Source organism: Paraburkholderia kururiensis JCM 10599 = LMG 19447, assembly GCF_003986935.1.
In the GTDB taxonomy this organism is placed as follows: Bacteria; Pseudomonadota; Gammaproteobacteria; order Burkholderiales; family Burkholderiaceae; genus Paraburkholderia; species Paraburkholderia kururiensis.
On record NZ_RJZE01000004.1, the window covers coordinates 89,164 to 107,893 of the forward strand.

General features: G+C 67.7%; 15 protein-coding genes. 7 read left to right on the plus strand and 8 right to left on the minus strand.

Annotated features, from left to right (window positions below; all coding sequences use genetic code 11):
- Positions 1 to 53: 53 nt before the first annotated feature.
- The 4 genes from hutI to PKKP23_RS05940 all read left to right on the plus strand — a co-directional run bounded on the left by hutI (position 54) and on the right by PKKP23_RS05940 (position 4,637).
- On the plus strand, positions 54 to 1,307 hold the full coding sequence (gene hutI / locus PKKP23_RS05925) for an imidazolonepropionase (RefSeq protein ID WP_126876188.1): 1,254 nt from the start codon (positions 54 to 56) through the stop codon (positions 1,305 to 1,307).
- Positions 1,308 to 1,380: 73 nt separating this feature from the next.
- Positions 1,381 to 2,766, plus strand: a complete 1,386-nt coding sequence (locus PKKP23_RS05930; protein WP_126876189.1) for a formimidoylglutamate deiminase — start codon at positions 1,381 to 1,383, stop codon at positions 2,764 to 2,766.
- A 176-nt stretch (positions 2,767 to 2,942) separates the two neighbouring features.
- Complete coding sequence (gene hutG / locus PKKP23_RS05935) at positions 2,943 to 3,761, plus strand: N-formylglutamate deformylase (RefSeq protein ID WP_126876190.1); 819 nt, start codon at positions 2,943 to 2,945, stop codon at positions 3,759 to 3,761.
- Between the two features lie 210 nt (positions 3,762 to 3,971).
- Positions 3,972 to 4,637 carry a hypothetical protein gene (locus PKKP23_RS05940; RefSeq protein WP_126876330.1) on the plus strand — a complete coding sequence of 222 codons (666 nt, stop codon included), beginning with the start codon at positions 3,972 to 3,974 and terminating at the stop codon, positions 4,635 to 4,637.
- 55 nt (positions 4,638 to 4,692) lie between these two features.
- On the opposite strand, the gene PKKP23_RS05945 is transcribed toward PKKP23_RS05940, so the two are convergent.
- Complete coding sequence (locus PKKP23_RS05945; protein WP_126876191.1) at positions 4,693 to 5,586, minus strand: LysR substrate-binding domain-containing protein; 894 nt, start codon at positions 5,584 to 5,586, stop codon at positions 4,693 to 4,695.
- 160 nt (positions 5,587 to 5,746) lie between these two features.
- Here PKKP23_RS05945 and PKKP23_RS05950 point away from each other — a divergent pair, with 160 nt between their 5' ends.
- Positions 5,747 to 6,997, plus strand: coding sequence for an aspartate aminotransferase type Ic (locus tag PKKP23_RS05950; protein WP_017776442.1), 1,251 nt, complete (start codon positions 5,747 to 5,749; stop codon positions 6,995 to 6,997).
- A gap of 58 nt (positions 6,998 to 7,055) precedes the next feature.
- Here PKKP23_RS05950 and PKKP23_RS05955 read toward each other — a convergent pair whose 3' ends face one another.
- Positions 7,056 to 7,682 carry a hypothetical protein gene (locus PKKP23_RS05955; protein ID WP_176048844.1) on the minus strand — a complete coding sequence of 209 codons (627 nt, stop codon included), beginning with the start codon at positions 7,680 to 7,682 and terminating at the stop codon, positions 7,056 to 7,058.
- A 93-nt stretch (positions 7,683 to 7,775) separates the two neighbouring features.
- Here PKKP23_RS05955 and PKKP23_RS05960 point away from each other — a divergent pair, with 93 nt between their 5' ends.
- Together PKKP23_RS05960 and PKKP23_RS05965 are read left to right on the plus strand one after the other, a co-directional pair.
- Entirely contained in the window at positions 7,776 to 8,750 is a 975-nt protein-coding gene (locus PKKP23_RS05960; RefSeq protein WP_240658774.1) for a helix-turn-helix domain-containing protein, read from the plus strand.
- A 155-nt stretch (positions 8,751 to 8,905) separates the two neighbouring features.
- Positions 8,906 to 10,783: a DUF3857 domain-containing transglutaminase family protein gene (locus PKKP23_RS05965; RefSeq protein ID WP_126876333.1), complete on the plus strand. Its 1,878-nt coding sequence runs from the start codon at positions 8,906 to 8,908 to the stop codon at positions 10,781 to 10,783.
- 82 nt (positions 10,784 to 10,865) lie between these two features.
- Here PKKP23_RS05965 and PKKP23_RS05970 read toward each other — a convergent pair whose 3' ends face one another.
- The 6 genes from PKKP23_RS05970 to glgC all read right to left on the minus strand — a co-directional run bounded on the left by PKKP23_RS05970 (position 10,866) and on the right by glgC (position 18,559).
- A complete protein-coding gene (locus tag PKKP23_RS05970; protein WP_017776446.1) occupies positions 10,866 to 11,651 on the minus strand; it encodes a DUF4397 domain-containing protein in 786 nt (261 codons plus the stop codon).
- A gap of 562 nt (positions 11,652 to 12,213) precedes the next feature.
- On the minus strand, positions 12,214 to 13,359 hold the full coding sequence (locus tag PKKP23_RS05975) for a branched-chain amino acid ABC transporter substrate-binding protein (RefSeq protein ID WP_126876192.1): 1,146 nt from the start codon (positions 13,357 to 13,359) through the stop codon (positions 12,214 to 12,216).
- A gap of 548 nt (positions 13,360 to 13,907) precedes the next feature.
- Complete coding sequence (locus PKKP23_RS05980; RefSeq protein WP_126876193.1) at positions 13,908 to 14,369, minus strand: hypothetical protein; 462 nt, start codon at positions 14,367 to 14,369, stop codon at positions 13,908 to 13,910.
- A 199-nt stretch (positions 14,370 to 14,568) separates the two neighbouring features.
- Positions 14,569 to 15,432 carry a pyridoxal kinase PdxY gene (gene pdxY / locus PKKP23_RS05985; protein WP_017776451.1) on the minus strand — a complete coding sequence of 288 codons (864 nt, stop codon included), beginning with the start codon at positions 15,430 to 15,432 and terminating at the stop codon, positions 14,569 to 14,571.
- A 345-nt stretch (positions 15,433 to 15,777) separates the two neighbouring features.
- The gene (gene glgA / locus PKKP23_RS05990) at positions 15,778 to 17,238 is read right to left on the minus strand and encodes a glycogen synthase GlgA (protein ID WP_126876194.1); all 1,461 of its coding nucleotides are present in this window, start codon (positions 17,236 to 17,238) and stop codon (positions 15,778 to 15,780) included.
- Between the two features lie 34 nt (positions 17,239 to 17,272).
- Entirely contained in the window at positions 17,273 to 18,559 is a 1,287-nt protein-coding gene (gene glgC / locus PKKP23_RS05995; protein ID WP_017776453.1) for a glucose-1-phosphate adenylyltransferase, read from the minus strand.
- Positions 18,560 to 18,730 lie beyond the last annotated feature (171 nt).

Consider the following 18,730-nt stretch of genomic DNA (forward strand, 5'->3'; position numbering starts at 1 on the left):
GCGCGGGCCGCCGGGCGCCCCTCAATCCGAATCCGACGAACTCCAGGAACGCCATGAACCAGACTGTCTGGCATCACCTGAATCTCTGCCCGCAGGGCGACCCCGGCGAGTCCATCGCGGATGCGGCGCTCGCGGTGCAGGACGGCACGATCGTATGGCTCGGCGCACGCGCAGCCTTGCCTGCCGAATACGCGGCGTGGCCGCGCGAAGATCTGGCCGGCGCGTGGGTCACGCCGGGACTCGTGGATTGCCACACGCATCTCGTCTATGGCGGCCAGCGTGCCGACGAATTCGCGATGCGGCTTGCGGGCGCGAGTTACGAGGAGATCGCGCGTCAGGGCGGCGGCATCGTCTCGACGGTGCGCGCCACGCGTGCGGCGAGCGAAGACGCGCTCTACGCGGCCGCGGCCGCGCGACTCGAACCGTTGCTCGCCGAAGGCGTGACGGCCATCGAGATCAAGTCGGGCTACGGCCTCGACCTCGCCGGCGAGCGCAAGACGCTGCGCGTGGCGAGGCAACTGGGCGAGCGCTATCCCGTGACCGTGTACACGACGTTTCTTGGCGCTCACGCCTTGCCGCCCGAGTTCGCGGGCCGCGCCGACGACTACATCGACGAGGTCTGCCACAGCATGCTGCCCGCACTCGCGGACGAAGGCCTGGTCGATGCCGTGGACGTGTTCTGCGAGCGCATCGGCTTTTCGCTCGCGCAGAGCGAGCGCGTTTTCGAAGCCGCGGCGCGGCGCAACCTGCCGGTGAAGATGCATGCCGAGCAGTTGTCGCTCTCGGGTGGCGCAGCGCTTGCGGCGCGCTACCGTGCGCTTTCGGCCGACCATCTCGAATTCCTCGACGAAGCCGGCGTGATCGCGATGAAGGAAGCGGGCACCGTGGCCGTGCTGCTGCCGGGCGCGTACTACTTCATTCGCGAAACGCAGTTGCCGCCGCTCGATCTGCTGCGCCGCCACGGCGTGCCCATGGCCATTTCGACGGACAGCAATCCGGGCACGTCGCCCGCCACGTCGCTGCTGCTCATGATGAACATGGCGGCCACGCTGTTTCGCATGACGGTGCCCGAGGCGCTGCAAGGCGTGACGCGCCACGCGGCGCGTGCGCTCGGCAAAGCCGACGTGCACGGCGCGCTCGCGGTGGGGCGGCGCGCGGATTTCGCGGCGTGGCGCGTCGATACGCTCGCGGAACTCGTGTACACGATGGGGCATCCGCTGTGCGCGCGCGTAGTGCGCGGCGGTGCGACCGTTTATGAGCGGCCCGCGTATGGCGTTGCGCGGCACGAACTGCCCTTCGGGCGCTGAACCGCGCAGCGCCTTCGACACAGACAGGCCCGCGAGCTTTTACGATCAAGCGCCTCACAAGGCACACCTCACCATGACACAGCAATCCCTGTTTGCCGCGCACGCGTTCCTGCCCGACGGGTGGCGCCGCAACGTCCTGCTGCAATGGGACAGCAACGGCACGATCACGGCGATTACGCCCGACTGCTCCGCGCCCGCCGACGTGCCGCACGCTGCGGGCCCGGTGTTGCCCGGCATGCCGAACCTGCACTCGCACGCATTCCAGCGCGCCATGGCGGGGCTCACCGAATATCGGGCCAACGCCACGGACACCTTCTGGAGCTGGCGCGACCTCATGTACCGCTTCGCTGCGCGCATCACGCCCGATCAGCTGGCGGCCATCGCGCGCTGGCTCTATGTGGAGATGCTCAAGGCGGGCTACACGTCGGTGTGCGAATTCCATTACGTGCACCACGCCGAAGACGGCGCGCCGTATGCGAGCGTGGCCGAACTCGCGCAGCGCGTGGTGGGCGCGGCACATGAAACCGGCATCGGCATGACGATGCTGCCCGTGCTCTATCAGTACAGCGGATTCGGCGCGAAGCCTGCGCGCGAGGATCAGCGCCGCTTCATCAACACGCCCGAGCGCCTGCTTGCGCTGCTCGACGGCTTGCGCCGCGCGTGTCCCGAACATGCGGGCCTGCGCTACGGCGTGGCGCCGCATTCGTTGCGTGCGGTGTCGGAGGCGTCGCTGCGCGAAGTGCTCGAAGGGCTCGACGCGCACTTTCCCGGCGCGCCCGTGCATATCCACATCGCCGAGCAGACCGCCGAGGTGCATGCGTGCCTCGCGACGGAAGGCGCGCGCCCGGTGCAATGGCTGCTCGATGGCTTCGACGTCGATGCGCGCTGGTGCCTCGTGCATGCCACGCACGTCGATGCGCACGAGGTGGAGTCGCTGGCGAAACGCGGCGCCGTGGCGGGGCTCTGTCTGACCACGGAGGCCAATCTGGGCGACGGCATTTTCCCCGCGCACGATTACCTCGCGGCGGGCGGCCGCTTCGGCGTGGGGTCGGACAGTCACATCGCAGTGGACTGGCGCGCCGAATTGCGGCTGCTCGAATACGGGCAACGTCTCGCGCGGCGCGAGCGCAACGTGCTGGCGTCGGCTCAGGTCACGCACGTGGCCGACCGGCTCTTCGCCGATGCCCTCGCCGGCGGCGCGCAGGCCACGGGCCGCGCCGTGGGGGCACTCGAAGTGGGGCGCCGCGCCGACTGCATCGTGCTCGACGGCGAACACGCGAGTATCGCGGGGCACGAGCCGCGTGCATGGCTTTCGGGCGTGGTGTTCTGCGAGCACGGCGAATCGCCGGTGCGTGACGTCTACGCGGGCGGCGCGATGGTGGTGGAAAACCGCCGCCATCGCGACGAGCACGAGGCCTATGCGCGCTACCGTGCAGCGCTCGCGGCGTTGTTGCAGTAAGGTGCCCGGTAAGTTGCCAGGTAAGTTGGCAGGTAAGTTGCTGCAATGAGCGAGCGCAATTGAGCGGCAGACGTAAATTGCCCAGGCAAACCGCGCATGCAGCATGACCTGCGCAAGTCTCCCATGCTGCGCATTCACAGCTGCGTGTTTGCGCACTTCGCCGTTACTGGACCGACATGAACGCATCCTCAATCGCAACTGCCGCACCGGTTTTTTCGCTGCAACGCGGCAGCGCGCCGCTGCTGATCTCCATTCCGCACCTGGGCACGCGCATTCCCGACGACATCGCGGCCACCATGACGCCCGCCGCGGCGCGCGTGGACGACTGCGACTGGCATCTGGACCGTCTGTACGCGTTTGCGAAGGCACTGGGCGCGTCGATTCTCACGCCTGTCTACGCGCGCTACGTGATCGATCTGAACCGCCCGCCCGACGGCGCGAGTCTCTATCCGGGCCAGGACACCACGGGGCTTTTGCCCGTGGACACGTTCGACAAGGCACCGCTCTACCGCGATGGACACCTGCCCGACGACGCCGAAATGGCGCGGCGCCGCGAGGCGTACTGGCGTCCGTATCACGACGCGCTGAAGAACGAACTGGCGGCGTTGAAGGGGCAGCATGGCCGCGTGCTGCTGTGGGAGGCGCATTCCATCCGTTCGCACGTGCCGCGATTCTTCGAGGGACGTCTGCCCGATTTCAACTTCGGCACGGCGAACGGTGCGAGCGCGCTGCCGGGACTTGCCGAGGACATGGCCGCGCTCGTGACGCAGCACGGCGGCTATACGGCGGTGGCGAACGGCCGTTTCAAAGGCGGCTACATCACGCGCGAGTACGGCAAGCCCGCCGAGGGTGTGCACGCCATCCAGCTCGAACTCACGCAGATCACCTACATGCAGGAGCAGATGCCGTACGCCTACGACGAAACGCGCGCGGCACAGGTGGCGCCGCTCATCGAGTCGCTCGTGAAGGCGGCGCTCGCGCGGGTAACGGCGTAATGATGTCGGGCTGCTGAGCGGCCCGCCGATCGTCTGTCCCCGCCGGGCGGTTGCGTGCCGCACCGCAAAACGGCTACCCTTTCACGACGAAGCGCCGCGCGGACCTGCCGGAGTGTGACCCCGAGGTATGACCCCGAGGTATGACCCCATTGCGCGGGCGCCCAGCCTCTTTGGCAAAAACCTGGACGGACCCACATGGACGACCCAGCAATGGACGAATCCGGTGAATCGCTGCTTCCGGTCTGGCGTGCCAACCTCGTGCTGCTCACGCGCAAGGTCGGCGCGGCGACGCGCCTCGCGCGCATGATGACGTTCTCCGAGTCCTATCTCAAGCTCATCCTCGCGGGCCAGCGCGACTTCAGCGACGAGTTCGTGCGCGGTGTGGAGGCGGTGACCGGCTTGCCCGCGGGCTGGATGGACGCGCCCCGCGAAGACGCCGACATTCCCGACGACACGCGCGCCTCCATCGACAACGAAATCCCGCACGCGCGCTTTCGCGGCACGGCGGCGCCGGTGCGCAAGAAGTCGGTGCTGCGCGCGCCCGAGCCCATCTTCGGGCAGCCCGCGCCCGCGAAGCGCGACGACCCGCCCGCCGACGTCGAAGCGCACCGCCGGCTTGCCGGTCTGCGCAAGGTGCGCGAGCTTGCCGTGCAGGACGTGAAGCGTATCGAGCGGCATCTCACGCTGCTGCCTGTCGAGCATGCAGCGTTGCGTACTCGCATCGACGACGTGATCGCCGCCGCCGACCCTGACGCGCGCGTGCGCGCCGATCTCGCGGGGCGGCTCGAGCAGATCGAGAAGCATCGCGAGTTGCTGCTGCGGCATGTCGAAAAGCTGCATGCGTTGCTCGCGCGGGTGGGCGAGAACGAACCGTGACCGGCCGACGAACGCGCGCCGCGCCGGCACATCGATTGCGACGGCGTGGCCCGCTTCAGCGCCTCAATCCTGTCAGGATCTGTTCCGCGAGGAAGTCGCAGGGCGGCCGGTTCGAACGGCCGCTGCGCGCGAGCACGATTTCGAGTTCGGGGAGCTTCGGCAGACCCTGCGCGCGGCCGAGTTGCGTGAACGCCTCTGGCACGGCGCAGCGCGCGAGCGGCGCAATCGCAAGACCCGCGGCCACCATGCTGCACAGGCCCATCAAGCTCGGGCTCTCGTAGGAGGTGCGGTAGGGAATGCGGGCCCGCTCCAGGGCGCGCAACGCATTCGCGCGTGCGACGCTGCCCGTGCCGAACACGGCGATGGGCAACGGCCTTTCCTTCCAGATTTCACGGCCTGTCGTCGTTGCTGCCGCAGAGCCTGCCAGGCCCGGACCTGCGCGGCCCGGACCGGCCCACACCATCGGCTCCAGGCGGATGAGTTCGCCGGGCAGTCCCTTCATGCGCGTCACGCAGGCGAGATCGATGCGATTGTCCTTGATGAGCGGGGCGAGCGCGTGGCTCGGCAGCCCGATCACCTGGATCTCCACCTTCGGCCAGCTCGCCGAGAACTGGCGCAATACCGGCGGCAGCAGCGACGACGCGTAGTCGTCCGGCACGCCAATCGACACGCGCCCCTTCACCTCGGGGTGCGCCATCGACGCCCAGGCTTCGTCGCGCAGCGCGAGCATGCGGCGCGCGTAGCCGATCAGCATCTGGCCGTCCTGAGTGGGCACGGCGTTGCGCGGGCCGCGTACGAACAGCGTTTTGCCGAGCGACGTTTCGAGCGAACGGATCTGCATGCTCACCGCGGATTGCGAGCGATGCACGAGCGTGGCGCCGCGCACGAAGCTGCCCGCGTCGGCGACGGCGACCACCATCGCGAGTACATCGAGATCGAGAGCCTTCATGAGCGGGAAATCGGGTTGGATAACGGAGAAGGGCGTTGAATCTGCCATCAGGAAATCTGATTGCAGCGTTCAATATAACGCGTTTGCCTGAATCCGCCGGCGACTTGCATACTGGCCCGGTCCTGACAACGTGCCGCTGCCGCGGCGGGAGACCGATGCAATGCCGATGAGTTACGACGAGTTTCGCCAACGGGGCATGCGCCTCGACATGTCGCGCGGCAAGCCCGCGCCCGAACAGCTTGCGCTTTCGCAGGCGCTCGTGGACGACGCGCCGCGCGCAGGCTGGCTGTCGCGCGACGGCATCGACTGCCGCAACTATGGGTACTTGCCTGGTCTACCCGAGGCGCGCGAATTCGGCGCGGCGTTTCTCGGCGTGCCTGCAGCGCAGGTCGTGGCGGCGGGCAACTCGAGCCTCGAACTCATGCACGACGCGATCGCCTTCGCGATGCTGCGCGGCATGAGTGGCACGAGCGGCGCAGCAGGTTCGGCCGGTTCAGCCTGTTCAGCCCCATGGCGCGCGCAGGGCGACGTCGCGTTCCTGTGCCCCGTGCCCGGATACGACCGGCACTTTGCGATCTGCGAGGCGCTGGGCATTCGCATGGTCAGCGTGCCCATGCAAGACGACGGTCCCGACATGGACGCGGTCGAACGCGAACTCCGTCGCGACCCCGCCATCAAGGGCATGTGGTGCATGCCGCTCTACAGCAACCCGAGCGGCGCAATCTGGTCGGACGCGACGATCCGGCGCCTCGCCGCGATGCCGGCCGCGCCCGATTTCAGGCTCTTCTGGGACGACGCGTATCGCGTCCACCACCTCACCGGTACGAAGCACGAGACGCTCGACGTGATCCGCGCCTGCGCCGAGGCGGGGCACCCTGACCGCGCGCTCGTGTTCGCGTCGCTCTCGAAGGTGACGTTTAGCGGCGGCGCCGTGGCGTTTCTGGCATCGTCGCCGCGCAATGTCGAGTGGTGGCAGCACTGCGTATCGGTGCGCACCATCGGGCCGGACAAGCTCAACCAGTTGCGTCACGTGCGCTTTCTGCCGGACCGCGCCGCGCTGGATGCGCTCATGGCGCGGCATCGCGCGCTGCTGCAGCCGAAGTTCGATGCGGTGCTGGAAGCGTTCGGCGAGCGGCTGGCCGGCGTGCCCGGCGTCACGTGGACGCGGCCCGCAGGCGGCTACTTCATCAGCCTCTACGCGCCGCATGGGCTCGCGAAGCGCACGGTTGCGCTCGCGGCCGAGGCGGGGCTCGTGCTCACGCCCGCAGGCGCCGCGTTTCCGTACGGGCGCGATCCGCACGACACGCATCTGCGCATCGCGCCGTCGTTTCCTTCGCTCGACGAGGTTCGGCTCGCGGCGCAGGGCATTGCGGTGTCGCTGCTGCGGGCGATCGACGAGGCGCGTGATTGAAGCGGTGGGCTTGAAGTAGGGTGAACGAAGCGGTGCATCCGACGCACCGCGCAGCCATTCACCCCCGCATGCGTGTTGCGACGAAATCGCCGCCCACTTTCCACGTCGCGCCGTCTACGTCCAGCGACGTGCCGGTCCAGCGAAACGTGTCGGCCGTGATGTCGGTGAAGTTCCAGCGGATCGGCGTGCCGTCCGCGCGCGTGCCGATCTGCACGATATCGTTGCCCACGCGGCGGCCGATCAGCTCGCTGCGCTGGCCGTCCACAGGGTCGATCCACGTGACGCGCCATGCACGCAGCGCGGCGTCCCAGACACGCAGCGTCGTGCCGTAGCCAAGCGGGCCGTTGGCTTGCGTGTCGCGCGTGCGGCCTTGCCATTCGCTTCGCGCGGGAAAGATCCAGACGTCCTGAATCGCGCGGCCGCCCAGCACCCGGCCGAAGTGCGCCTCGGCCTTCATCGGTGCGGTGCGCATGTCGGTGCGCATGTTGGTGCGGTAGTGCAGCACCTCCAGCGTCCAGCTGCCCAGGAGCCAGCCGTAGAGGTCGTCGCTTGCGGCGATGTCGGCAGCGCGCGCTCGTGCGCCGAGTGCGGGCCACAGCGCGCCCTCGCATGCGTCGGCGCGCAGCGGATTCAATGCGTGCGAAGTGGAATCGAGGCGCGTGGCCTCGGCGTTCTGCGGGCTCATTCGGCAGTCTCCTTGAGGGTGCGTGCCGGGCGTCACGCCGGCCGCGTCGATGTGCTAAAAACGAGCATACGAGACCTCGCGGGGGACTTCCTGGTGAAAATTGCGGCGGATCTGCAGCAGGCACTGGCGATGCGCGTACGCGACGGCGCGGCCGGCCGCACGACGGCGCGCCACCTGGCGGCGGCCGAGGGCTGGCGCGTGGACGACGTGCTCTGCACCTTCGGCCCGCGCGATCAGCCGTTCGAGGAACGGCACGGCAGCGTTTGCATTGCGGTCGTGGCGGCGGGGTCGTTCGGCTATCGGTCGGAAGCGGGGCGCGAGTTGATGACGCCGGGTTCGCTGATGCTCGGCAACGCCGGCGCCTGCTTCGAATGCGGCCATCGCCATGGGGCCGGCGACCGCTGCCTGTCGTTTCACTACACGCCCGCATGGTTCGAACGGCTCGCCGCCGACCTCGGTGTGCGCAGCGGCAGCCTGGCCTTTCGCGCCACGCGCGTGCCGCCCACGCGCAGACTCGCGCCGCTGGTTGCGCGGGCGATGGTGGGCGCCGCGGCACCGGCCGGCGTCGCCTGGCACGAACTCGCCGTGCAGATTGCCGCGGTCACGCTCGCGGTGATGAACGAGCACGAGAAGGGACGCGCCACGTCCCATGCCTCGCGCGGCACGGCCACGGCGTGGTCGCGGGTGGCGCAGACCGTGCAACTCATCGAAGCGACGCCGGGCGAAGACCACACGCTCGCCACGCTTGCCGCTCGTGCCGGCGTGAGCGAGTTCTACTTCCTGCGCACGTTTTCGCAGGTGACGGGCATCACGCCTCATCAGTACGTGCTGCGCACCCGTCTGCGGGCCGCGGCGCTGCGCCTGCGTCGCCCGGAGGCGGGCGGGACGACGGTGCTCGATATCGCGCTCGATTGCGGCTTCAACGACGTCTCCAATTTCAATCACGCGTTTCGCGCCGAGTTCGGCATGAGCCCGCGCGCCTGGCGTGCCGCGGCGCGAGGCCCATCGGCGAGCGTCAGTGCCGCGGACGCGGTCACGGCAGAACCGCCCGGGACGCCGCGCGCATGAACCGCGCGCCGACGATGCCGACGCCGCATGCGGCCGCACGGTCTCGCGCCGGCATCGCATCGATGCCACGTTTTGCGGGCCTCTTCGTGTGCGCCTTCGTGCGTCCATTCGTGCGTCCACTCGTGCGCCCATTCACGCGCGCGCTCGCCGCCGTGATGTTCGCGCTGCTCGTCCTGCCGTGTGCACACGCCGCTTCGGCACCTGAGCCCGAGCCCGAAGACGTGCCGCCTTCCACGGTCGAACGCGACGTGCATCTCTTCGTCGTCCAGAAAGACGGTTCCGTGGAAGAGCACGACGACACCGTGCTGCGCGCCAACACGAACGCGGGCGTCGACGAAATCGCCCAGCGCTACGTCTGGTTCAACAAGGACACGGAGCGCGTGGCGCTGCTCGCCGCCGAAACCATCGAGCCCGACGGCACGGTGCGGCGCGTGGAGCCCGAAGGCATACGCGACGTGCAGGAGCCGCGTTCGTCGGGCGCGCCCACCTTCGAAGACGGCGTGCTGCGTACCGTGATCTTTCCGGGCGTCCAACCCGGCGCGCGCGTGCATCTCGCGTTTCGCAAGACGCGCGTGGCGCCGCGAACGGGCGCGACGTTTGCCTACTTCGTGGAGCCCACGGGCGGTCCCGTCGAGTTCCAGCAGCTGATCTACGACCTGCCCGAAGACGTGCCGCTATACGCGGACGCACGCGGCTACGTGGCGCTTGCGCCCGTCACCGCGAACGGCCGCACCCGCTACACGTTCGAGTACCGCCACGGTCCCTATGCGCCGCAGGAGGCCGGTGCGGCGGGCTACGTCACGTGGGGCGACCGCCTGATGGTCTCGACGGTGCGCGACTACGCGGCGTTCGCAGCGCTCTATCGCGATGCCGCCGCGGACCCCACCGCGACCGATCCGCAAGTGGCCGCGCTGGCGGCCGCGCTCACGGCGCATGCGGCCACGCCGCGCGAGAAGGCCCGCGCGATCTACGACTGGGTGCGCTTCAACATCCGCTACGTGGCGCTGTTTCTGGGCGAAACGGCGACCGTGCCGCATCGCGTGACGGATGTTCTGCGCAACCGCTACGGCGATTGCAAGGACCACGTCGCCGTGTTCACCGCGCTGCTCGCGGCGGCCGGCATTCGCGCCGAGGCTGCGCTGATCGGGCTCGGGTCCGTCTATACGCTGCCTTCGGTGCCGGGCTATGGCTCGGGCGCGATCAATCACGTGATCGTCTGGATGCCTGACCTGCAGTTGTTCGCCGACACCACGGCAGGCGGCACGGCATTCGGCTATCTGCCCGGTATCGTGATGGACCGGCCCGCGCTGCTCGTGGACGAAGGCGTGCTCACGCGCACGCCGGCCACGCAACCGCGTGCTCGCAGCGTGCATCTGTCGATCGACGTGGGCGCGGACGGCAACGCGGCCTACGCGTATCACGTGGACGACGACGGCGTGAGCGCCGAACTGGAGCGCAACATGTTTCGCCGCGCCACACGCCAGCGCGCGCAGCAGATAGCGGCGGACCGTCTGCGGCAAACGGGGTTCACGGGCACCGCGAAGATTCGCACGGCGCCGCTCGCGCCCACGGAGGGCCCGTTCTCCACGACGACGACGGGCACCATCGAGCACGCCGTCTGGCCCGACGGCACCACGGCGATGCCGGCGCTGTCGAGCCTCGCCGGCGGCATCGCGAGCCAGGTTCAGGCGTGGCTCGCCGTGCCGCGGCGCACGCAGCCGTTCGTTTGCATCGACGGCGATTTCGACGAGACCGCGCAGATTTCGCTGCCTCGCACCGTGCATGTGGAAGATCTGCCCACGGACACCGAAGCGCGTGACGGCTTCGTGGACTATGCCTCGCACTATGTGTTCGACGCAGCGTCGCAGACGCTGCAGATCGAGCGCCGGCTGCATACGCACTTCGGGCGCCAACTCTGCACGCCCGAAACGTTCGACGCGATGCGCGCCTCGCTCGTCGCAATTGAACGCGACGCGCTCTCGCAGATCGTGGTGCGGGCGAAGCCGGGTGGTCCGGCTCACGCTCCGCATTGAGACGGGCGAGGCGGGGACTGCGCGAGCTCCCCGCTTGTCGTTCGGCTCATGAAGCTGCGTATGAACCTGCCTATGAACCCGCTCATGAACCCGTCAGCGTATTCGTCAGCTCCAGCGCTGGTGTGGTGGTGTTGCCGCCCTGCGCGACGAGCAGATGGATCTGGTTTGGCGCGAGCTGGCTCAATACGCCGGCAACGGGCACCGTGGTGATGAGCCAGTCCGCGTTGTTGGCGAGGCTGAAGGTGCTGGACTGGAAGATCGGCGTCTTGCTGCCCGCGGTGGTCGCGATGGCGACGTAGTTGCCGCCCGAGAGATAGATGGAGTCCTGGCCGCTTGCCGGCACTGCGTTCTTGAACGACACGCCGGCCATTGTCGGGCTCACGGTGTTGATGTTGGTGTTGGGCGGCACGATGTAGAGGTCGACGTTCTGCGCGTTGGCCGTGGCGTTGAAGGCGCGCACGCGGGCGTCGTTGGAGAGCAGGCCCTTATCGAACGGATCGTCGATCAGGCCGATGTCGGGCGCGGCGAGCCCCGGCAGCGCGAGCACGGTGTACTCGTGGCCCTTGGCAACGTCGGGGAAATTGCCGCTCGCAAGTGCGGTCGTGGTGCCCGTGTTCGCATAGGCGACTGCCGTTGCGCCCGTATTGATGTTCGCGAAGTTCGTGACCTGCTTGTACGAGATGCCGGTCTGCAACGGACTGCCGTTCACGAGAAAGTCGACGGTCGGGCCGCCTGCGATGGCGTGCACGAAATGAATCTCGGGGTTTTGCAGTCCCAGTTCCTTGCCCACGTCGTGGCCACTGCCGCCGCATGCGGCCACGAGCGCAGCCACGGCCACGACCGAACCCAATGTACGAAATGCCTTCATGTTGTCACCTCATCGAAGAGGGCGAGCCGCCCATGTTTGTCGTGCGGCCGTCGCTGCCAGGTGCCATGCGTGCATAGGCACGCGTGTTGTCCCCCTGGCAGCATCGCAAATGGACGGCGCGCGTTCTTATCCCTGTTGTTCGTCGCGCGAAAGGCTGCGGGAGCGGCGCTCGACGAACATCGTTTGGACGGCGGCAAAAGCGCAATCGGTGTGCCACGCATGGCACGAGCGCGTGCGCGGAGGGTGCAACGCGAGGCGGCGCAAGGGGGAAGAGGGCACCGAAAGGACGTTCTAATCGGGGTATTGCGGTGCGCAATGGCAGCGGCGGCGGACAGTGGCTCTGCAATTCCGCCAGGGGTTTTGCAAGAAAGGGTAAGGAATTGACGTGGAGGAATGAATGCCGAGGAATGAATGCGGAGGAATAAGCGCGGCGCCCCGAAGACATTGCCCGCGCGAAAAAAACGGGCGGCCCGTGAACCGGGCCGCCCGCTTCGTCTGACCAGGACTGCCGTGACCTGGAGCGATCCGGACGGCAGCCGCAGATCAGCCGCAGATCAGCCGATCAACTGCCTTTGGTCACGACGGTCACCCACGCACCGTTCTTCACCTGGTACATCGTGGACGAGCCGTGCTTCAGCGCGCCGGTGCTCTCGAACGCGATGTGGCCCGTCACGCCGTCGAAGCTGATGTTCTTGAGCGCGGCGCGATAGACGTTCGGCGAGGTCGACTTTGCCGCTTCCATCGCCTTGATGGCGGCCCACGCCGCGTCGTAGCCGAACGGCGCGTACGAGAGGATGTCGACGCCGAAGCGCTTCTTGAACTTCTGCGAGAAGTCCTTGCCGCCGGGCAGTGCCGCGAGCGGACGCCCGTATTCCCAGGCCATCACGCCTTCGGCTGCGTCGCCCGCGAGCTTGATGAACTCGGGGTCCATCACGCCGCCGCCGCCCACGAGCTGCGCGCGCAACCCGAGCTGCTTCATCTGCTTGGCGACCGATGCCGCCTGCGTGTCGAGTCCGCCGAAGAACAGCAGGTCGGCATCCGTCGACTTGATCTTGGTGAGCTGCGTGCGGAAGTCCACGGCCTGGTTGTTCGTGTACTCGTGCGTGACGATCGTGCCGCCCTTGGCCTTCACGGCCTTCTCGAATTCCTCGGCCTCGCCCTGGCCGAAGGCCGTGCGGTCGTCGAGAATCGCGATGCGCTTGGCCTTCGTCACCTCGACAGCGTAGGCGCCTGCGGTGCCGGCGTTCTGCGCGTCGGTGGAGATCACCATGAACGCATTGGCGAAGCCCTGGCTCACGATGGTCGGATTGGTGGCGGCGGGGTCGATCATCGGAATGCCGGCGCCTTCATAGATGCGCGAGGCCGGAATCGTGGTGCCCGAGTTGAAGTGGCCCACCACGGCGGACACGTTCTGGTCCACCAGCTTCTGCGCGGCCTGCACGCCGATGCGCGGGTCGGCCTGGTCGTCTTCGGCCACGAGCACGAAGTGCGCGACCTTGTCGCCGATCTTGATCTTCTGCGCGTTGGCCTCGTCGAGCGCAAGCTGCACGCCGTTCTGCAGGTCCTTGCCGTAGCCGGCGTTGGCGCCCGTGAGCGGTGCGGCGAAACCGATCTTGACGTCGGTGTCCTGCGCGTGTGCCGCGAGCGGCGACATCGCAAGCGCGCCCAGCAGCACGGCGAAGGGTTGGAGGGTCTTGCGAAGACTCATGTTGTGCTCCTTCTTGTCGGCGGTTCGTGAAAGACGCGATTGCAGCTGCGCCGGGCCGCATGCGCGGCGCCCCCCTGAGGCGTCGCGGCACGTCGCGGTCATGCAGTGCGCGCAGGCAGTCTGCCAGCAGGGCACGGACGGTGTTATCCAGACGTCCCCTGGGGGAGCGCAACGGAGCGAAACGGAATGAAACGATTTCGTATCCCGATTCGCCGCGCGTCGTGCCGTGCGTGTGGTCTCGTCGCCGGTGCCTGGCTGGCAGTCTGGCACGAATATAGGAAGCCAAATTGTTTGCGTCTTGGTCGAAGCCCTCGTTTTGGCTGCGCATTTCGGCACAGCGTACGAGGGCGCAAAGAGGCAGGAAGAAGAGGTGTTCGCCGCGGACTTGCAGGCGGTGCGGGAAGCGGGGGCCTGGAGGCGTGGCGCGAGCGAAGGGGCGGCGGGGAGAAGTCAGGTAAAGCGGTGTGACAAAGCGGCGCAGACCGAAGTGGCGCAGACCGAAGTGGCGCAGACCGCCGCGTCGCTACCCGCCCAATAGCATGACGATTTCAGCGGTCCGCCTGAAGTTCGAGCAGCGTCTCGCGCAGACGCATGAGCGGCTCTTTCGTATCGTCGGAGGCCCAGGTATCGAGGTCATCGAGCGCGCGCTGGCAGCCGTCGAGCACCACGTCGAGATCGACGGCCACGCCGTTGGCGAGCGCAAAGCGCAGCGTCGCGGCAAAACGCTCGCAGTCGTCGTCGCCATAGGCGATGTCGAGGTTTTCTGCGATCACGGCGGCGATGTCGCTGCGTGCGCGATCTTCTTCAGGGACGAAGTCGATGATGCCGCGCGCCACGTCGGGCGCGTGATAGAGCGCGATGTCGAGCCACTGCGCGGCGTCGAACTCTTCGCTCTCCATCTGGCTCTCGAAGTATTCGATCGCCTCTTGCTCGTGCGTTTCGCCCGCGTCCACGTTCAGGCACAACTGCTCGAAATACTCTTCCTGTTCGCTGCGGATGGGATGGCTCATCGTGAATCTCGTCGTCTGATGCGTGAAGCGGGGGAACGGTGGAATGCGGCGGTGGAGCGCGTGGGGAGCCCTTATGGCGCGCGGCCCGCATTATAGGCGGTCCGCCCGAATGCCGGCGCCGACGCTGTTCAGCCCTTCAGCGGCATTAGCGCCTTCAGCGCAATTCGCGCCTTCAGCACCATTAACACCATCTGCGCCTTCAAGGCGCATCGGGCCGCCATGCCTCGAACCAGTCGCGCGGCTGCGCAATCTCGTTCTGCGCGGCCACGAGTTCGAGTTCGTAGCGGCCCGCGTCCCACGTCTCGCGCATCACGGCGTTGACGGCGGCGAGGGTGTGCTCGAATGCCACGCGCAACGTGTTGCCGTTCATCAGGCAGGCCACGAATACGGCGCTCGTGAGGTCGCCTACGCCCACGGGCTGTCGCGCGAACGGATAAAGCGGACGCTGCCCGACCCACGCTTCGCGCGCGGTCACGACGAGCATGCTGTAGGTATCCGCGGGGCTGTTACGGTCGAGCAGCTGCTTCACGAATACCGTTTTCGGTCCACGCTGGATCAGTTCGCGGCAGGCCGCTACGGCCTCGTCCGCCGTTTCGAGTTCGCGGCCCGCGAGGCGTTGCAGCTCTGCATGGTTGGGCAGCAGCACGTCGGCGGCAGCGGGCATGTGCTCGGCGATGAAGGCCGCCATGCCGGGATCGGGGTCGCTGCCCGCGCTCGCGCTCATGACGGGGTCGCAGAAATAGAGCGCGCGCGGATTGACCGCTTTCACGAGCCGCACGATCTCGAGCACAGCTTCGGCTTGCCCCGGCGTGCCGAGATAACCCGAGAGCACGGCGTCGCAGCGCGGCAGCATGCCGATGGCGCCGATGCCTTCCACGAGGTCCTGCATCTGCGGCGGATCGATGACGCTGCCGGTCCAGTGGCCGTACTGCGTGTGATTCGAGAACTGCACGGTGTTGAGCGGCCAGACGTTCACGCCGAGCCGCCGCATCGGAAACACGGCCGCGCTGTTGCCGGCGTGTCCGAAGACGACGTGGGGCTGGATGCTGAGAACGTTCTTCATGATGCGCTCATGGCCATGCGGCTTCGTTGGTCTGGAGTCCATCGTGAGTGGGGCCCGCTGGCGTGGCGGGGGCGGGTCGGGCCGACTGGCGGGCGCCGCTCAAACGTGTGACCAGAGCTTGCCGCCGTCTGTGCTGCTTGACTCGAAACGCCTGCGGTATGCGGTGAACGATACCCGAAAACCGCACCGCAAGGCGCTTCCGGCTGCCGGTGTTGTACGGAAACTTCAGGAATGTTCAAGCCATTTGAGGCTCGGGCCGGCGTGACGCATGTACGACATCGGTGCTGCCTCGCCAGGGCAATCTGCTCAGGTGATCCGCTCAGTTGGCCGGCTCAGTTGGTCCGCTCAGGCAAGCTCGCGGTAGAGCGCGAGATACCGCTGCGCCGAGGCGCCCCAGCCGAAGTCCTGACGCATGGCGCGCTGCTGCGTGACGCGCCATTCGCGGTGGCGGCCATACAGCGCGAAGGCGCGGCGGATCGCCGCGGTGAGCGCGTCGGGCTCGAAGCGTTCGAACACGAAGCCGGTGGCGAGGTCGTCGGCCAGATTTTCGAGCGAGGCGTCAATCACCGTGTCCGCGAGGCCGCCCACGCGATGCACGAGCGGCAGCGCGCCGTAGGCGAGCGCGTAGAGCTGCGTAAGACCGCAAGGCTCGAAGCGCGAGGGCACGGCCATCACGTCGCTGCCGGCCACGATCTGATGCGCGAGCGCTTCGTCGAACCCACGCTCCACGGCCACTGCCTCGGGATGCGCGTGGGCCGCGCGCACGAGCCCTTGCTCCAGCGCCGGGTCGCCGGTGCCGAGCACGACGAGTTGCCCGCCGCGCGAGACGATCTCGGGCAGCGCGGCGAGCAGCAGGTCGAGGCCCTTTTGCTCGGTGAGCCGACTCACGACGCCGAACAGTAGCGCATCGCTTTTCTCCGCGAGCCCGAACCGGCTTTGCAGCGCGGCCTTGCAGGCGCCTTTGCGCGCAAGTCGTATGGGCGTGTAGCGCGCGGCGATCAGCGTATCCGTCGAAGGATTCCACACGCTGTAGTCCACGCCGTTGAGAATGCCCGTGAGGTCGCGCGCGCGTCCGCGCAATAACGCATCGAGCCCGCCGCCCTGCGCGAGCGTCTGGATTTCGCGGGCGTAGGTGGGGCTCACCGTGGTGAGCCGGTCTGCGTAGTAGAGGCCGGCTTTCAGGAACGAAAGCTGACCGTAGAACTCGACGCCGTGCATGTCGAAGAAGGCTGGCGGCAGACCAAGCTGGCCGAACTGATGGGCCGGGAAGATGCCCTGGTAGGCGAGGTTGTGCACGGTGAACACCGAGCGCGCCGGGGCATGCCCGCGCTCCTGTGCCGCGGCGGCGAGGTAGGCGGGCGCCATGCCCGCGTGCCAGTCGTGAGCGTGCACGATCTGCGGTGCCCAGGCTGCATCGAGATGCTGTGCGAGCTGTGCCGCGGCCCAGCCGAGCAGCGCGAAGCGCTGGGCGTTGTCCCCGTAGGGCACGTGCTCGTTGTCGAGATAGGGATTGCCTGGGCGGTTGTAGAAGTCGTCGGCGCGGATCACGTAGACGGCTACGCCCGTGCCCGGCAGCTTGCCCAGTTCGAGCGTGGCTTCGCGTGCGCCGAAGCGGCGTGCGAGCGGCGCGACGGGGCGTAGATCCGCAAGGCCCGCGAGCACGGGAGGAAAGCCGGGCAGCAGCGCGCGCACGTCGGCGCCCAGTTCGACGAGCGCGGGCGGCAGCGCCCCCGTCACATCGGCGAGTCCGCCGGTTTTCAGCAGCGGATACAGCTCGCTCGCAACGTGCAGGGCGCGGATCGTCATCGGGCAAGGCTCCTTGCGGGCTTGGGGTGGCGGCTCAGTGCGCCTGCTGGCGCCTGAGCGCTTCTTCCGTCACGAGCACCACGCCGCTTTCGGTGCGATAGAAGCGCTCGGCGTCGCGCACGGGGTCTTCGCCGATCACCGTGCCGTCCGGCACCGTGCAGCCGCGGTCGATCACGACCTTGCGCAGCCGGCAGCTCGCGCCCACGGTGACCTGCGGCAGCAAGACTGCCTCAGCGATGTTACAGAACGATCTCACGACCACGTTCGACGACAGCACGGAGCGCGAAATCTGCGAACCCGAGATCACGCAGCCGCCGCAGACGATGAGGTTCGTGGCCGACCCTTGCAGACCGTTGAGGTCGCGCACGAACTTGGCGGGCGGCAGTTGCTCCTGGTGCGTCCAGATGGGCCAGTTGCGGTCGTAGAGGTCGAGCGCCGGAATGGTGGAGGCGAGGTCGAGATTGGCGGACCAGTAGGCGTCCACCGTGCCCACGTCGCGCCAGTACGGCTCGACGGCCGGCGCCGACGGGTCGGTGGGCCGCGTGGAGACGCACGACAGGCTGAACGGATGCGCCAGCGCTTCGCCCTGGGTCACCACGCGCGGAATGATGTCCTTGCCGAAGTCGTGATCGGTGGCCACGCTTGCGATGTTTTCTTCGAGCAGGCGGTAGAGGTAGTCGGCGTTGAACACGTAGATGCCCATGCTCGCGAGCGCCACGTCGGGGTGGCCGGGCATGGCGGGCGGGTCGGCGGGCTTTTCGACGAAGCCGGTCACGCGGCGGTTTTCGTCTACGGCCATTACGCCGAACGCGGTGGCCTCCATGCGCGGCACCTCGATGCAGCCCACGGTGCAGTCCGCGCCGCTCGCCTCGTGGTCCGCGATCATGCGCGTGTAGTCCATCTTGTAGACGTGGTCGCCCGCCAGCACGATCACGTACTTCGGCCCGATCGAGCGGACGATATCGAGGTTCTGGAACACGGCGTCCGCCGTGCCGCGATACCAGTGCGCGCCCTCCACGCGCTGCTGCGCGGGCCACAGGTCGATGAATTCGTTGAACTCGCCGCGCAGGAAACCCCAGCCGCGCTGCAGATGGCGCAGCAGCGAATGCGCCTTGTACTGCGTCACGACGGCGATGCGCCGGATGCCTGAATTCAGGCAGTTCGAGAGCGCGAAGTCGATGATGCGGAATTTGCCGCCGAAGTAGACGGCCGGTTTTACGCGCTTGTTGGTGAGCGGACCGAGCCGCGTGCCGCGTCCGCCGGCGAGGACGATGGCGAGCGTCGTGCGCTGCAGATCGTTGAGGCGTGCCGGAGTGTCCATGGGTGTCTCCTTGTTGTGCCCCCGGGATCAGGTCTGCGGCGGTGCGGCTGCCGGTTGTTCTTGTTGTGCGGAATCGTCGTGCGTGCTTTGGGCGTTTCGTTGTTTCGTCGGGTGTTTTGTCACGGCGCAGCCACGTCCGTTAGTTCTAGCACCGAATGCCCGCCCACGGAA

Excerpts from the sequence above, each read along its gene's own strand:
- hutI (WP_126876188.1), top strand. The coding sequence starts at position 54 with ATGAACCAGACTGTCTGGCATCACCTGAATCTCTGCCCGCAGGGCGAC.
- PKKP23_RS05930 (WP_126876189.1), top strand. The coding sequence starts at position 1,381 with ATGACACAGCAATCCCTGTTTGCCGCGCACGCGTTCCTGCCCGACGGG.
- hutG (WP_126876190.1), top strand. The coding sequence starts at position 2,943 with ATGAACGCATCCTCAATCGCAACTGCCGCACCGGTTTTTTCGCTGCAA.
- PKKP23_RS05940 (WP_126876330.1), top strand. The coding sequence starts at position 3,972 with ATGGACGAATCCGGTGAATCGCTGCTTCCGGTCTGGCGTGCCAACCTC.
- PKKP23_RS05945 (WP_126876191.1), bottom strand. The coding sequence starts at position 5,586 with ATGAAGGCTCTCGATCTCGATGTACTCGCGATGGTGGTCGCCGTCGCC.
- PKKP23_RS05950 (WP_017776442.1), top strand. The coding sequence starts at position 5,747 with ATGCCGATGAGTTACGACGAGTTTCGCCAACGGGGCATGCGCCTCGAC.
- PKKP23_RS05955 (WP_176048844.1), bottom strand. The coding sequence starts at position 7,682 with ATGAGCCCGCAGAACGCCGAGGCCACGCGCCTCGATTCCACTTCGCAC.
- PKKP23_RS05965 (WP_126876333.1), top strand. The coding sequence starts at position 8,906 with ATGTTCGCGCTGCTCGTCCTGCCGTGTGCACACGCCGCTTCGGCACCT.
- PKKP23_RS05970 (WP_017776446.1), bottom strand. The coding sequence starts at position 11,651 with ATGAAGGCATTTCGTACATTGGGTTCGGTCGTGGCCGTGGCTGCGCTC.
- PKKP23_RS05975 (WP_126876192.1), bottom strand. The coding sequence starts at position 13,359 with ATGAGTCTTCGCAAGACCCTCCAACCCTTCGCCGTGCTGCTGGGCGCG.
- PKKP23_RS05980 (WP_126876193.1), bottom strand. The coding sequence starts at position 14,369 with ATGAGCCATCCCATCCGCAGCGAACAGGAAGAGTATTTCGAGCAGTTG.
- pdxY (WP_017776451.1), bottom strand. The coding sequence starts at position 15,432 with ATGAAGAACGTTCTCAGCATCCAGCCCCACGTCGTCTTCGGACACGCC.
- glgA (WP_126876194.1), bottom strand. The coding sequence starts at position 17,238 with ATGACGATCCGCGCCCTGCACGTTGCGAGCGAGCTGTATCCGCTGCTG.
- glgC (WP_017776453.1), bottom strand. The coding sequence starts at position 18,559 with ATGGACACTCCGGCACGCCTCAACGATCTGCAGCGCACGACGCTCGCC.